The organism is Prauserella muralis (genome assembly GCF_003202285.1).
Taxonomy (GTDB): Bacteria; Actinomycetota; Actinomycetes; order Mycobacteriales; family Pseudonocardiaceae; genus Prauserella_B; species Prauserella_B muralis.
In genome coordinates this window covers 1,215,839-1,230,447 of record NZ_MASW01000002.1, presented here as the reverse complement: position 1 = coordinate 1,230,447, position 14,609 = coordinate 1,215,839, and the positions used below count along the sequence as shown (strand labels likewise).

Genomic DNA, 14,609 nt, shown 5'->3' with positions numbered 1-14,609 from the left:
GGTGAACCGAACGGCAGGACCCGGCTGGTGGGCGGACGCGGGCCGGCTCGCGCAGCTACTGGCCGGTGCGGTCGCCGGTGCGGCGGTGTTCACCCTGCTGCGCATCCCGGCGGCCGTCCTCGTCGGCTCGGTCGTGGGCAGCGCCGTCGCCAACCGCCTCCGGGCTGGCACGTTCCGGCACCGGGCGGTCGGCAAGGGCGTCCGCACGGTGGCGCTCGTCGTGCTCGGCTCGGTGGCGGGCGCGCGGCTCGACGCCGCCACGGTGCACACGATCGGCCACCTCGCGCTGCCGCTGGCCGCCGGGCTCGCGCTGCTGCTGGCGCTGGAGGCCGCGCTCGCGGCCTGGCTCATCGCCCGCTACCGCATCGACCCGGTGACGGCGGTGCTGGCGTGCGCGCCGGGCGGAGTCAGCGAGATCGCGTTGACGGGCGCGGACCTCGGCGCCCGCATGGGCGTCGTGCTCGCCGTGCACCTGACGCGCGTGCTCGCCGTGGTGCTGGTGGTGCTGCCCGTTCTGGTCGCCTGGTCGGGGTCGCCGTGAGTGCCGGGCTGGTGATCGTGCTGCTGTCCGGTGCGGCGGGTGCCGCGCTGGCCCGCCTGCTGCGCCTGCCGTTCTGGCCGCTGATCGGGTCGATCGGCGGCGCGGCCACCGCCCGCCTTCTCGCCGGTGCGGAACTCGGCGTGCCCGTCCCGTGGCAGGTCGCGGCGCAGTTGCTCGCGGGCACGGTCGTCGGCCTGGCGATCCGGCCGGGAGTGCTGCGGGAGCTGCGGACCGTGCTGACGCCCGGGCTGGTCGTGGTGCTCACGGTGATCGGGCTCGGCGTCGGCTGGGGCGTCCTCATCGGACGGCTGAGCACGGCCGACGTCCCCACGGCCGTCTTCGGCATGGTGCCCGGCGGCGTCGGCGAGATGCTGGCGTCGGCGACGGCCGTGGGGGCGGACACGGCCGTCGTGGCGGCCATGCACATCGCGAGGCTCGTGGTGGTGCTGTCCTGCCTGCCGCTGCTGATCCGCCTCGCCAGGGCGTTCGCGAGGCGGTGGCACGATGACGGCTGAGGCCGCGTGGCGCGCGCCGTCACTCCCCCAGCATCACCGCGAGGCGGATCTCCCGTGCCCGCCGCATGTGAGCCTTGGCCACCTGCTCGGCGGCCGCGCCGTCGCGCTGCTCGATGGCGCGCACCACGGCGTCGTGCTCGGAGAGGACCTCGTCGGCCCTGCCGGGATGGCCGAGGGTCGACGAGGGCAGCCGGCGCACCGCGTGCTCCACCTGACCCAGGAACCGGCCCAGGTAGGAGTTACCGGTGGCGTCGCGCAGCGCACGGTGCCACTCCAGGTTCAGCCCGGACAGCCGCGCCGTGTCGGCCTCGGCCGCCGCGGCCTTCATCCTGGAGCCGATCTCGTCGAGCCGCTCCACCAGACCGGCCGGGCACCGGACGGCGGCCAGCCGCGCGGCGAGCCCCTCCAGGTTCTCCCGCACGACGTACAACGCGAGGACGTCCTCCAGCGACAGGGGTGCGACCGTGGTGCCGTGGTGGGCGGTCTTGACGACCAGGCCCTCGTCGGCGAGCCTGCGCATCGCCTCGCGCACCGGGGTGCGGCTCACCTCGAACGCCGCGGCGATCTCGTCCTCGCGCAGCCAGGTCGTGGGGGTCAGGAACCCGTCGAGGATGGCCTCCCGCAGCGCGTCCGTGACCGCGTCGGTCGTTCGCCCCCGGTGCACTCCCGGCCCGAGGTAACGCCGGAGGTCCTTGCCGTGGTTACGCCCCGTGGTCACGTCGACCACGATACCTGGCGCTCTCCGGTCGTCGGCAACTTGAGTACGAAACGTCCATCATTGAATGCAAACTGAATGCGAGGAGTCATGCAGTCTCGGAAGGTGATCGTCGTCGGAGCCGGCAACGCGGCACTCTGCGCGGCTCTCGCGGCGCGCGAGCAGGGGGCCGAGGTGCTCGTGCTGGAGCGGGCGCCGGAGCCGCTGCGCGGCGGCAACACCGCGTTCACGGCGGGCGCGATGCGGGTCGCCTACGACGGGGTCGAGGACCTCCGCCGGCTGATGCCCGACCTCACCGACGAGGAGATCGCCAGGACCGACTTCGGGGCCTACCCCGCCGAGTCCTTTCTGGACGACCTGGCGCGCGTGACCGAGTACCGCACCGATCCGGACCTGGCGGCGCTGCTCGTCGAGCGGAGCATGCCCACCCTGCGCTGGATGGCGGGCAAGGGAGTGCGGTTCGTTCCCATCTACGGCAGGCAGGCCTTCCAGGTCGGGGGCAGGTTCACGTTCTGGGGTGGGCTGACGGTCGAGGCCTCCGGCGGCGGGCCCGGACTGGTGGAGGCGCTGACCAAGGCTGCCGAGCGCGAGGGTGTGCGCATCGAGTACGGCGCGAGGGCGATGTCGCTGCTGCACGACAGCGGCGGCGTGCATGGCGTCACGGTCCGGCAGGACGGGCCGACCCGCGACGAGCGAGCCGACGCGGTGGTGCTGGCCAGCGGCGGTTTCCAGGCCAACACCGAGATGCGCACCAAGTACCTCGGGCCCGCCTGGGACCTGGCGAAGGTGCGCGGCACCAAGTTCAACACCGGTGACGGCATCCGCATGGCACTGGAGGCCGGGGCCAGCCCGGTCGGCAACTGGTCCGGCTGCCACGCCGTCGGGTGGGAGCTCAACGCGCCCGAGTTCGGCGATCTCTCGGTCGGCGACAACTTCCAGAAGCACAGCTATCCGTGGGGCATCATGGTCAACGCCAACGGCAGGCGCTTCGTCGACGAGGGCGCCGACTTCCGCAACTACACCTACGCCAAGTACGGGCGGCGCATCCTGGAACAGCCGGGCCATTTCGCGTGGCAGGTCTTCGACCAGCAGGTGAGCCACCTGCTGCGCGACGAGTACCGCATCCGCCAGGTCACCAAGGTCACCGCGCCCACCCTGGAGGAGCTGGCCCGCAAGCTCGACGGTGTCGACGCCGACGGCTTCCTCACCGAACTGGCCGCCTACAACGCCGCCGTCGGCACGGACGTCCCGTTCAACCCCAACGTCAAGGACGGGCGGCGCACCCACGGGCTGGCGGTGGACAAGACCAACTGGGCCAACCGCATCGAGCAAGGCCCGTTCGAGGCCTACGCGGTGACGTGCGGCATCACCTTTACCTTCGGGGGCGTGCGCATCAACACCGACGCCGAGGTCCTCGACACCGACCTGTCCCCCATTCCCGGGCTGTACGCGGCGGGAGAGCTGGTCGGCGGCATCTTCTACTTCAACTATCCCGGCGGCAGCGGCCTCACCAACGGTTCGGTGTTCGGCCGGATCGCGGGCACGGGGGCGGGTGCGCATGGCGCCTGAGCAGCCCGGCCGCACGCTGAGCGTCGCCGTGATCCGCGGTGACGGGATCGGCCCGGAACTGGTGGAGAGCGCGCTGACGGTGCTGCGCGCCGTGGCGCAGCGGCACGGGATCACCCTGGATGTCCGTGAGGAGCCCGCCGGGGCCGAGCACTACCGGCGCACGGGCCGGGCCGTCGATCCGGGTGCCCTCGAGCGGCTGGCCACCGCCGACGCGGTGCTCAAGGGCCCGGTGGGGCTTCCGGACGTCCGCCACCCGGACGGCACCGAGGCCGGGCTGCTCGGCGGTGTGCTGCGCACGGGGCTCGACACGTTCGCCAACGTCCGGCCCGTGCGGCTGCTGCCCGGGGTTCGTGGCGCGACCCGGCACGAACCGGGCGAGATCGACTACGTCCTCGTCCGGGAGAACACCGAGGGCCTGTACGCGTCGCGGGGCGCCGGCGTGGTGGCCCGCGACGCCGCCGCCGACCAGCTCCTGGTGACCAGGACGGGGACCCGGCGGGTCGTGCGGTACGCGTTCGAGCTCGCCCGCAGGCGAGCCGGCGGCGGCAGGCGGGCGCGACCGGAGGTCGTGTGCGTGGACAAGAGCAACGTGCTGCGCAGCTTCGCGCTGTTCCGCGCGGTGTTCGACGAGGTGGCCGCCGACTACCCGGACGTCGCCGCACGGCACCTCTACGCCGACGCGGCCGCGCACGACCTGGTGGCCCATCCGGAGCGGTTCGACGTGCTGGTGATGGAGAACTTCCTGGGCGACATCCTCAGTGACCTGGCCGCCGCCACCGTGGGCGGGCTCGGCATGTGCGGCGCGGCCAACATCGGCGACGGGGCCGCCTACTTCGAACCCATCCACGGCAGCGCCCCGTCCCTGGCCGGGCGGGGGCTCGCCAACCCGACCTCGCAGCTGCTCAGCCTCGCGCTGCTGCTGGAGCACACCGGCCACGACCCGGCCGCCGCGGCCGTGCGCGCCGCGGTCGAGCGCGCCTACGCCGACGGCGCCGTCGCACTGACCGCGGCCGGGTCACCGGCGACGGGCACCGCCTCGGTCACCGCCGCCGTGCTGGAGCGGCTGTGACAGCTCGGCCACCAGCCGTTCCGCCTGTATCCTGCGTGCCGGCGCCAGCTCGGTGGGCCGGTGGTCGCCGGGCGCTGCGTAGCCTCGGAGCACCCGCCTGGCGACCGCCTGGCGGTGCACCTCGTCCGGTCCGTCGTAGATGCGCGCCGCACGCGCCCGGCGGTACATGTCCTCCAGCGGCAGGTCCGAGGAGTAGCCCAGGGAGCCGTGCGCCTGCAGCGCTCGGTCGATGACGTCGTGCAGGACTCCCGCTCCCCAGAACTTGATCGCACTGATGTGCGTCGTCGCGGCACGCACACCGTGGGTGTCGATGACCCAGGCAGCCTGTAACGTCATCAGCCGCAACGCGTTCAGTTCGGCCCACGATTCGGCGATCCAGTTCTGCACAGTCTGTTTCTCGGCGAGCACCGAACCGTGCGAGAAACGGTACAACGCTCGCTCACAAAGCATGTCGAGCGCCCGTTGCGCCTGTCCGACCCAGCGCATGCAGTGGTGAATGCGACCGGGACCGAGCCTGCTTTGCGCGATCGAGAACCCAGCACCGCGTTCGCCCAGCATCGCGCCGCCCGGCACCCGCACGCCTGCCAACGTCATCTCGGCATGGTTGTCAAGGCGATCGGGCCGGGGTCGGGGGTCTTCCATCGAGCCAAGTTCTCGCTCAACGCTGAGCCCGGCCGTGCCGGCAGGCACGAGGAACTGCGACGCGCGCCAATGCGGTTGCGCGTCCGGATCCGTGACCGCCATGACGATGAAGAAGTCGGCGACGGACGCGTTGGTGATGAACCACTTCCGCCCGTCGAGCACCCAGTCCGCTCCGTCCTGTACCGCGGCCGTCGTGAGCAGCGTGGGATCGGCGCCCGCGTCCGGCTCGGTCATCGCATACGCGGACCGCATCGTCCCGGCGAGCAAGGGAAACAGGTAACGCTCCTTCTGTTCGGAGCTGCCGAAGCGTGCGAGGATCTCCGAGTTGCCGGAGTCCGGGGGCTGGTTACCGAAGACGTAAGGGGCGAGTCTCGACCGACCGATGACCTCGTGCATCAGGCCGAGCTTGACCTGTCCGAAGCCCTGCCCGCCGAGCTCGGGATCGAGATGGGCCGCCCACAGCCCACGTGCCTTGACCTCCCGCTGCAGCGGTGCGATGGCCGTGCGGAACGCGTCGTCGTCGAGGTCGAGCGTCTCCAGCGGAGCGATCGTCTCGTCGACGAACTCGCGCATCCACGCCAGCTGCTCGCCGAACTCCGGCTCGGTGCTGAACTCCCAGCTCATGCCAGCTTCTCCTGCACCTTGAACTTCTGCACCTTCCCGGATGTGGTACGGGGCAGCGGTGCTTCGGTGAGGACGAACCGCCTGGGAACCTTGTAGGCGGCGAGTTGTTCCTTGAGGTACGCGGACAGCTCCCCTTCGGCCACCGTCGCGCCGGCATGGCACACCACCAGCGCCTCACCGACTTCACCCCATTTCGCGTCGGGCCGCCCGACCACGGCCGCCTCCAGCACAGCCGGGTGCTGGGCCAGCACACGTTCGATCTCAGCCGGGTACACGTTGAGCCCGCCGGTGATGATCATGTCCTTGGATCGCCCGGAAATGTAGACATAGCCCTCGTCGTCGACGGTCGCGAGGTCTCCGGTGTGCAGCCAGCCGTTCACCAGTGCGCTCGCTGTCGCCTCCGGCCTGCCGTAGTAGCCCAACATGGTGGCCGGAGAGCGGCAGATGATCTCGCCCACCGTACCGGGCGGAACGTCCTGTTCCTTGTCGTCGACAATTCTGATCTCGGCTGCGCTGCAGGCCCGGCCCGCCGAACCGATCTTGCGGACAGCGTCCGGCGCGTCGAGATAGAGCATCATCGTGGGGAACTCGCTCATACCGTAAACCTGCAGCAGCGCGCAGGTGGGCAGCTTGCGCCGCGCGTCCTCGATCGCGGTGACGGGCACCGGTTCACCCCCACTGCAGATGATGCGCAGTGACGACAGGTCGTAGCTGTCGAAGGCCGGCTCGGCGAACACCCGCTTGAGCACGGTAGGCACCAGCAACGTCGAGGTGATCCGCTCCCGCTGCACGGTCTCCAGAAACCGCGTCGACTCGAAACCGGTACTGGGACTGAGCACGACCCGGCCCCCCTGCCAAAGGGTCGCCAGCGCGATGTCGTGGAACCCGGCCGCCCAGCACAGCGCCGGAACGACGAGAAAGACCTCGTCGGCGGTGACCCGGTAGTCCAGGATCTGGTGGAAGCTATTCCACAGCACCGTGGAATGCGTGTGCATCGCTCCCTTCGGCGTCCCCGTCGTCCCCGAGGTGTACTGCAGCAGGAACAAGTCGTCAGCCATCACCGCGGGGAGTGCGTCGGCAGAGGCAGGCGCCGCGATCAGCTCGTCGTACGACATGTCGGCATCGTCCGCGCCGACCCCCACATGGATCCTTTGGCGGGTATGCGGCACCGACGCGGCCAGCGACTGCTCGTAGACGACCCAGCGCGCGCCACAGTCGGATAGGATGTGTTCCACCTCGGGCTGCTTCAGCAGGTAGTTGACCGGCACCACCACACCGCCCAGCTTGGCGACGGCGAAGAACACCTCCGCCCACTCGAGCCTGTTGTACATGAGCACGCCGACCCGGTCACCCTTGGTGAAACCCTGAGCCAGCAGTCCGTAAGCCAGCCTCGTCGAGCGTTCGTCGAGCTGGTCGTAGGTCAGATCGGTGCCCTGAAAGGTGATCGCGACGCGCCGCTCGTTCACTCGCTGCGCAGTGCGCGGCTTGCGGATCAGCTCGGCCACGGTGAAACTGTCCATGTTGTACTCCTAGCGGATTCGCTTGAGCTGATGCTCGAGATCGGCACGCAAGACGGAGCGGATGTCTTGCAACAGCTCCTTCTCGGGCTCGCCTGCAGCCCACAACCCCGTGATGAGTTCCTCGGTCGCGGCGAGGATCTCGGAACGATCCGCGTCGCCGGAGACCGTCACCGGCCAACGGGCGATGCCGGATCGGAGCGCGGTCTCCGCTGCGGGAAGCCAGCTGTCGTCCTGGCGAATCTGCAGCGCGAGGTCACCCAGGATGCCCATAGCGGCGATCACCGAGGACCTGGCGCGATCGTCGCTCAGCCTGGGCAGCACGCGCGCCGCGAGCTCGGCGCGGATGGCGGAGACCATGCGATCAGGTTCGATCACGGGTACTCCAGTAGGTCCGCGACCATCCGGCGCATGGTTGGCATCGTGTAGTACATGCGGGCCAGCCGCAGATCGTCGGTTCCCCCCTGTTGGAACGACCGTCCGGCCTCCAGCCACATGACCGCGTGGCGCACCTGGTGATAGGTGATCCAGAACCGCAGCGTGGCCATGTCGACGGGCACCCCGCTGTGGTGCTCGTACCGTTCCAGAAACGTCTTCTCCGGCAGCAACATGCACGCCAGGTCGCTGCCCATACGGTTGGATGGGGCGCACACCCAGCCGAGGTCGTAACCGGGATCCCCCAGCGCCGCGAACTCCCAGTCGATCACAGCGCTGATCCGGGAACCGTCGAAGAGCATGTTACCGGTGCGGTAGTCCCCGTGCAGGAGCGTAACGCGGTCACTACACGGCGCGTTCGCACGGAGCCAGCCGATGCCATCCGCCAATATCGGCTCGGGCTCGAACCGAACCCTGCGCAGATACTCTTCGAGATCATCTACTTTGATCTTGGCGAATTCGCCGCCAGGCGGCTCCCCGAGAAAGTCGAGTCCGCAGGCACGCCAATCGACCGCATGGATGTCGGCAAGCACCTCGCAGAACCGCTCGCCAACGGGGCCCGTCCCCACGGTGGCGAGGAATCGCCTGCCATCGGGCGACCAGGGCACTACCGCCGTACCCGGCATCCATCGCACGACCGAGTACGCGTGTCCGAACAGCTCATCCGACCGGTCGAACCACAGTGGATCAGGAACCGGGATGCCGGTCTTCGCCAACGCGACGAGTAGGCGATGCAGCCGCTCCGGCTCGACCTCGTGACGTGCGACAGATCCTGGACGGAACAGCCGGACCACCACGCGGATCTCGTCACCGTTGCCCTTTCGCAGGACAAGCACACCGGTCTCGTCGGAGAGTCCCTCCCCTGCCAGCCATCTCTCGATCAGCCGGACCTGAGTGCCCAGCCGCTCACCGAACCGCTCTTCCACCAGGCCTACGGACGCATCGAGGATTCCCACGCACACTCCTCAGAAGATCGCCGCGTACATGATTTTCTCCTGCGTGGCTTCTTCCCGGCTGAACTCGGCCACCGTGCGCCCGAACCGGGCCACCAGGATGCGATCGGAGACCGACAACACCTCCGGCAGGTATGACGAGATGACGATGACAGCCTTCCCGTCGTCGGCAAGCCGCCGGATGAGCTCGTGGATCTCCTCGATGGCCCCGACGTCTACGCCCTTCGTCGGCTCGTCGAAGATCACGACCTCCGGCTGGGCCACCAGTGACTTGCCCACCACGACCTTCTGCTGGTTGCCACCGGACAGCTCCACGATCTTGGCGTCCGCGTTGATCGCCTTGATGCGCAGACGCTCGGTCCATTCCTTCGCTAGGCGATCCCGCTGCCGGCCGGACATCAGCCAGCGGCGCCTGCCCCTGCGCGAGGCCAGGTAGCCGAGGTAGAGGTTGTCCGCGATGGTCATCGTCTCGAAGAACCCGTCCAGTTTGCGGTCTTCTGTGATGTAGACGATGCCGTCGTCGATAGCCTGCTTCGGAACGCGGTAACGCACGGGCTTGCCATTCAGCAGGACGCGCCCGCCGTGCAGGCGGTTGCGCTTGAGCTCTCCAGCAATGATCTTCGCCGTCTCGGTCCTGCCGCTGCCGATCAGACCTGCGATACCGAGAACCTCACCCGCATAGGCCGAAAAGGACATGTTACGTACGATGTCGCCCAGGATGAGATTCTCGACCTCGAGCACCTTGCGGCGGCGAGCCGGCTCAGCCGTCACTGGTCTCGTCTGCGCCCGTGAACCGGTCAACGCACGACCGACCATGTACCGGACGATCTCGTCCCTCGTGGTACTCTTCGCTTGCAGTGTCGCGACTCGCTCACCGTCACGCAGCACCGTGACCCGGTCGGCGATCTGCAACGACTCCTCGATCGCATGCGAGACATAGATGATGCCGATCCCGGCCGCACGCAGGTCGCTGATGACGTCGAACAGGTGCAGCGTCTCCTCTGGTGTGAGTGCGGCCGTGGGTTCGTCGAAGATGATGGTCTGCGCTTGCGACCGCAGCGCCCGGGCGATCTCGACCATCTGCTTCTTCGCCGCACCGAGTGTCGACACGTATGCAGCGGGCTCGACCTGGAAATTCATCGACTGCAGCAGCTGCTGAGCGTTGATGTTGAGCGAACGGAACCGGGTGAGCAGCTTCTCGTGACCCAGCTCGATGTTTTGCGCGGCCGTCATGGTCGGCACCAGGCTGGTCTCCTGGTACACCATCGCGATCCCGTGTTCGAGGGCTTCGTGCGGGCGGCGGAACGCGACCGTCTGTCCTCCGACTCGCATCTCACCGCTGGAGTGCCGCACCGCGCCGGCGAGGATCTTGCACAGGGTGGACTTTCCCGCGCCGTTCTCACCGACCAGTGCGTGCACCTCACCGGCCCGCAGGCCGAAGTCGACGTCGCGGATCGCGTGCACTCCCCGATAGGTCTTGGTGACCTGGCTCAGCTCGACCAGCTGATCACCGTCGGACTCGCTCCTGGCATCGGCATGCTCCGCCACCGATCCACTCATCACGCCGGCACCTCCAGAACCCGGTCTCCCCCACGAACCGCCACCAGCAGGCGGCCCTCTGACTCACGCACGGACGTCACACCATGCCTGGCTCCGCCACCGCGGCTGTGTAGGCTGGACACCGGTTGAGCGCACTCGTCGAGCCGGACGACAAGTCCGTACGATCGCGGTGGTGCCCATGGCTTCACCACACCCAGCTTGCGGATCTGACCGCCCTGCAGTGGTTCGAGGCCGCTGTTCAACCCGCGCAGCGCGGGCCGGATCCAGTAGTCCGGCTCGATGGTGCGCATCATCTCGTCGACGTAGTCCCGCTGGGTGAGAACGAACTCGACAAGCTGGGTCCTCAGCGCGAACACCGCGAGCCAGTAACCACCGTTCGCCGCAGGGCTGATGCGCCCGGGATAACCTGGGAAGTTCTCCCGCAACACGGTTGGACGCGCCGGGTCCGACAGCGCAAACCTGCTCAGCCGATGGGCCCACGCTTCGCACACCAGCAACGAGTCCGCCTCCGGGGCCAGCGTGACCCCACTGGGGTACGCAAGCCCATCGGCGAGCACGGTGGTGGCGCCTGTGCGCGGGTCGTGCCGAACCAGCCGGCCGAGCCGGTTGCGCTCCATCAGGTCGCGGACCCAGTCTTGCCCGTGATGGCGGATCGAGCCGTCGGTGACATAGACCGTTCCGTCGGCGGCCACGGCCATAGCCGTCGGGCATCGGAGCGGATCTCCCGCCACTTCCGTGACGAGAGGCTCGACCTGGCCGTCGGTGGTGACGGCGACGATCCCGATACCGGCGACGCCGACCAGAATCCGTCCGTCTTGCGCGGCCGCGAGTGGCCCAGCGTCCCCGCCGAGCTCGGCTACGAGCCGCCGCTGCCGACCCTGAAGAAGGAAGAGGTTGTTGCCGCTGGTCACATAGAGACCAGAGGTCGAGGGCAGCACGTCCTCCGGCTCGGCGACCTCGGCGAGCTCCGGTTGCTGCTCAAGGGCGTCGTTCGGTGTCAAGCCGCCATCAAGCGGTGGCACAGCCGTGCCAGTGTGCCGACCGGGAAAGAGAAACTCCCTGACCAGCCGAATGCCTTCAACCGCGGACATCGTCCCTCCTAGTTCACGCTGACCGGACGGGCGGACGATTGCGGCCGTCGGTTGTCCACCTGTGCCGCCCCCGATCCGGACAGCTTGATCCGACCGACCCGGTTGTTCTCCAACCCACCGATATAGAGGTAGCCGTCGTGCTCGCGCATGGAGGTGATCGTGGCGTGTGCCTCGCCGCCCGGATCCCAATAGGTGTCGAGCACATCTCCGGCCTCGGACACCTTGACGACGCAACCATGGTTCATACTCGGATACAGCCACTCGTCGCGTGGGATGCGTTTCATCATTCGGCGCCGGAACGAGGGCATCCGCATCGCGAGGTCATAGGCGGGCGATCGCATTCCGTTGAGGGCGATCCAGTACCCGCCGTCCGACGACCGGTTGATGTTGTCCAGATAGCCGGGGAAGTTGTCCATGAAGATCTCGAGTCTGCCCTTGTTCGGTCCGCTGTGGTAGTACCGCAGAATCCGGCACAGCCAGGTCTGCGCGATGAGCAGCGACTCGCCGTCATGGCAGCTGCAGATGCCGTTCGGGAACACGAGGTCGCGAATCACCGTTCGAGTCGTTCCGGTAGCGGGGTCGTAACAGAGCAACCGCCCGTTGGGCCTGCCCTCGATGCCATCGAGAATCCAGTCGGCCATCCCGAAACGGGTCGTCGCTTCGCTGAAGTAGATCTTCCCGTCCGGCGTGATGTCCAGATCGTCCGCGAGACGCAGCCGGGAATCGTCCCGCAGCCTGGTCCAGTCACGATTGGTCTCGTCCGACAGCTTGCGGGGCGTGCCATCGGGCGAGACCGCGTACAGTCCCATGCCGCCGACGCAGACGACCAGATTCTCCTCGGCGTCGAAGCCAAGGCCGAGCGGATGCCCGCCGATACGCGCGAAGATCTCCTTGTGCTCGAAGTCCCGGCCGGAAAAGCGCAGGATCCATCCTTGCCGTGTGCCACAGTAGAGTCGCCCCTGGCTGTCCAGCACGACGTCTTCCGGCCCCTCGACCTCACCGACGCCGATCGCCTCCGCGCCGAGCAGCCGGTCGTTCACCTCGTACGCGCTCCCGGAACCGCGCCGGACGTCGGGGGCGGGACGGTATCGCAGCAGGGTGGGGTTCACATACGTCTTCTGAATGGCCTTACCGCGGTTCTTGCCCCACTTGATGTCGAGTCCGACAGCGACGATCAGCACGGCGGCCAGCGCGGTCTGGAGCACCTCGCCGCCGACGTTCATGAGCAGCAGCCCCTTGCCGAGCAAGCTGATCGTCGCCGCGCCGATGAACGCACGCCATACAGTGCCCTTGCCACCCGACAGGCTGATCCCGCCGAGGATGACCGCGGTCAGGACGTTCAGCTCCAGTCCTTCCCCCACCCGGGCACTCGCGCTGGAAAGCCTCGCGGCGTAGAAGATTCCTGCCAGGGCGCAGAGTGCGCCGGAGATCACGTAACAAAGCAGGAGCACCCGCTCCACCTTGATGCCGGCGTGCCGTGCCGCCCTTCGGCTCGCGCCAACCGCGGTGATGTGCCAGCCGATCCGGGAGCGGCTCAGCAGGACGTGCCCGATGAGCAGGACCACCACGAGCGTGACGAAGCTGAACGGAATGCCGGCCACCTTGCCTGTGCCAAGCCATTCCCACATCGGGTCGAGCACGAACACGGTCGCCGTCTGTGCGGAGAAGTTGAGGTCGAGCAGATTCAGGACGCCTCTGAAGACGATCAGCGTCACGAGCGTGGTGAGAAACGGCCGGGCCTTGAGATAGGCGACAATCCCGCCGTTCACGCCACCGAGTATCGCGCCCGCGAACAGGGTGAGCAGGAGCGCCAATGGAACCGGCACGCCACCGAGCGTGATCAGCAGGATCATCAGGATGTTGCACAGTCCGAACATCGAGCCGACGGACAGGTCAATGCCGCCGGAGATCATCACCACAGCCATACCGATGCACACGAGGGAGAGTTCGGCAAGCTCGGCGGCCGACGACAGGAGATTCTCGGGTGTCGCGAACCCCGGCGTGGCCACCGAGAAGAACACGACCACACCGACCAGCAGCGTCAGCGGGATCGCCGGTTCCATCCAACGCTTCTCGAAAAGCTCGGCGAACACCTGCTGTAACGCGATCTTGCGGCGGAGGTAGTGCAGCCGGGTGCCCAGAGTCTCGTTCTCCAGCACGTTACGTTCCGGCGGCCGACGCGGTCCGGGGCGTCGGGAGGTCACACTGGCCGTCATGGGGCCCTCTCTCGAATGCGGTACGGACGGTGGCGCCGGACGCCGCCGAGGTGTCCGGCGCCACCCGGAGGGTGATCAGCTGACAGTCAGGCCGTCGGTCCGGCCGTCATAGCACATGTTGGGCTGGTCCCAATTGGATCGATCGATCTTGACTAAGGGTGTGAAGTCGGCGATCCGGGCCGAACCCGGCTCCTTGCCGGACTGCAACAGATACTTCGCGATGGAAACGATGTCGGTGCCCTGCGTCGGCACCGAGTACCCGTAGGACTGGAAGAACAGACCGTCGCGCAGTGCCTGGCAGGTGATCGCGCTGTGATCCGACGTGAACACCTTGACCTGACCGATCTTGCCTGCCTCCTTGATCGCCGTGGCCGCTCCGTATTGCATCTGGTCCCAGAAGCCCCAGCTCGCGCACAGATCCGGGTGCTGCTGGATGACGGTCGCGGTGATGTCGTGCGCCTTGGTGCGGTCCCAGTTCGCCGCCTGGGTCGACACGATCTTGATGTCCGGATGCTGGTCGAACACTTCCTTGGCACCGGCCATCACGTCAAGCGTGAATCCCGAGGTCGCGTCACCCTGCACGATCTGGACCTTGTGTGAGGTGGACGTTGCCTCCCCACACTCCTTCACGATGTCGGTTGCCATCCGACGGCCCAGCTCGATGGTGTCAGCACCGACGAATGCGTCCGACTTGTAGTTCGAGACCATGTTGATCTGGATAACGTAAATCCCGGCCTCCTCGGCCTGCTGAATGAGCTTGGCCAGGACCTGGACGTCGAAGTTGTGCACTACGAGCACATCGGGCTTCTCGTTGATGAGGCTCTGTACCGCCTCCGCCTGCCGGGCCGTGTCCCAGTTCGGGTCGCGAACCACGTATTCCATGCCAGCCGCCTCGAAGCCACGCTTGAGCTGCCGGTTCCACTCCTCGGTCAGTGGAGTACCCAACCCGACAGGGACGAACGCCGCTTTTTTGCCCTTGGTGCTGGAGATCGAATGATCGCGCAGCTGCTGCGACGAGGCGTTCGGCGGGAGAGCACCGCCACCGCCGCCTTCCTCCTCCGAACTGGAGCCGCCACCGGTCGAACAACTCGTCACTGCGAACATCGCCGCCGCAGCGATGGCGGCCACTCGCAGGCTCGCCAAGTGGACCTTTCGCATGATG

13 protein-coding genes are annotated in these 14,609 nt (G+C 67.8%); 4 read left to right on the top strand and 9 right to left on the bottom strand.

From position 1 onward, the window contains the following. Position 1 precedes the first annotated feature (1 nt). On the top strand, positions 2 to 541 hold the full coding sequence (locus BAY60_RS17010) for an AbrB family transcriptional regulator (protein ID WP_112281888.1): 540 nt from the start codon (positions 2 to 4) through the stop codon (positions 539 to 541). Then, on the top strand, positions 538 to 1,056 hold the full coding sequence (locus BAY60_RS17005; protein ID WP_170160438.1) for an AbrB family transcriptional regulator: 519 nt from the start codon (positions 538 to 540) through the stop codon (positions 1,054 to 1,056). The genes BAY60_RS17010 and BAY60_RS17005 overlap by 4 nt, the downstream gene beginning before the upstream one ends. A 19-nt stretch (positions 1,057 to 1,075) precedes the next feature. Here the strand turns inward: BAY60_RS17005 and BAY60_RS17000 are convergent, their stop codons facing one another. Further along, the gene (locus BAY60_RS17000; protein WP_112282434.1) at positions 1,076 to 1,774 is read right to left on the bottom strand and encodes a GntR family transcriptional regulator; all 699 of its coding nucleotides are present in this window, start codon (positions 1,772 to 1,774) and stop codon (positions 1,076 to 1,078) included. An 87-nt stretch (positions 1,775 to 1,861) separates the two neighbouring features. Here BAY60_RS17000 and tcuA point away from each other — a divergent pair, with 87 nt between their 5' ends. Both tcuA and BAY60_RS16990 read left to right on the top strand, forming a co-directional pair. Beyond that, complete coding sequence (tcuA, locus tag BAY60_RS16995; protein ID WP_112281886.1) at positions 1,862 to 3,340, top strand: FAD-dependent tricarballylate dehydrogenase TcuA; 1,479 nt, start codon at positions 1,862 to 1,864, stop codon at positions 3,338 to 3,340. Then, a complete protein-coding gene (locus BAY60_RS16990; protein ID WP_112282433.1) occupies positions 3,330 to 4,409 on the top strand; it encodes an isocitrate/isopropylmalate dehydrogenase family protein in 1,080 nt (359 codons plus the stop codon). Before tcuA ends, BAY60_RS16990 begins: the two co-directional genes overlap by 11 nt. Here BAY60_RS16990 and BAY60_RS16985 read toward each other — a convergent pair. From BAY60_RS16985 to BAY60_RS16950, 8 genes are all read right to left on the bottom strand, one after another. Beyond that, positions 4,356 to 5,675 (bottom strand): acyl-CoA dehydrogenase family protein, encoded by a 1,320-nt coding sequence (locus BAY60_RS16985; RefSeq protein WP_112281885.1) that lies wholly within the window; start codon positions 5,673 to 5,675, stop codon positions 4,356 to 4,358. The genes BAY60_RS16990 and BAY60_RS16985 overlap by 54 nt on opposite strands. Further along, the gene (locus BAY60_RS16980) at positions 5,672 to 7,180 is read right to left on the bottom strand and encodes a class I adenylate-forming enzyme family protein (protein WP_245992554.1); all 1,509 of its coding nucleotides are present in this window, start codon (positions 7,178 to 7,180) and stop codon (positions 5,672 to 5,674) included. The genes BAY60_RS16985 and BAY60_RS16980 overlap by 4 nt, the downstream gene beginning before the upstream one ends. A 24-nt stretch (positions 7,181 to 7,204) precedes the next feature. Beyond that, positions 7,205 to 7,570: a hypothetical protein gene (locus BAY60_RS16975; RefSeq protein WP_112281883.1), complete on the bottom strand. Its 366-nt coding sequence runs from the start codon at positions 7,568 to 7,570 to the stop codon at positions 7,205 to 7,207. Further along, complete coding sequence (locus BAY60_RS16970) at positions 7,567 to 8,583, bottom strand: phosphotransferase family protein (protein WP_170160437.1); 1,017 nt, start codon at positions 8,581 to 8,583, stop codon at positions 7,567 to 7,569. Before BAY60_RS16970 ends, BAY60_RS16975 begins: the two co-directional genes overlap by 4 nt. Positions 8,584 to 8,592: 9 nt before the next feature. Beyond that, positions 8,593 to 10,044, bottom strand: a complete 1,452-nt coding sequence (locus BAY60_RS16965) for a sugar ABC transporter ATP-binding protein (protein ID WP_245992553.1) — start codon at positions 10,042 to 10,044, stop codon at positions 8,593 to 8,595. 95 nt (positions 10,045 to 10,139) lie between these two features. After that, positions 10,140 to 11,231, bottom strand: a complete 1,092-nt coding sequence (locus BAY60_RS16960; protein ID WP_112281880.1) for an SMP-30/gluconolactonase/LRE family protein — start codon at positions 11,229 to 11,231, stop codon at positions 10,140 to 10,142. 8 nt (positions 11,232 to 11,239) lie between these two features. Continuing rightward, complete coding sequence (locus tag BAY60_RS16955) at positions 11,240 to 13,447, bottom strand: ABC transporter permease (protein WP_112281879.1); 2,208 nt, start codon at positions 13,445 to 13,447, stop codon at positions 11,240 to 11,242. Positions 13,448 to 13,522: 75 nt separating this feature from the next. Beyond that, positions 13,523 to 14,605 (bottom strand): sugar ABC transporter substrate-binding protein, encoded by a 1,083-nt coding sequence (locus tag BAY60_RS16950; RefSeq protein WP_112281878.1) that lies wholly within the window; start codon positions 14,603 to 14,605, stop codon positions 13,523 to 13,525. Positions 14,606 to 14,609: the final 4 nt, after the last annotated feature.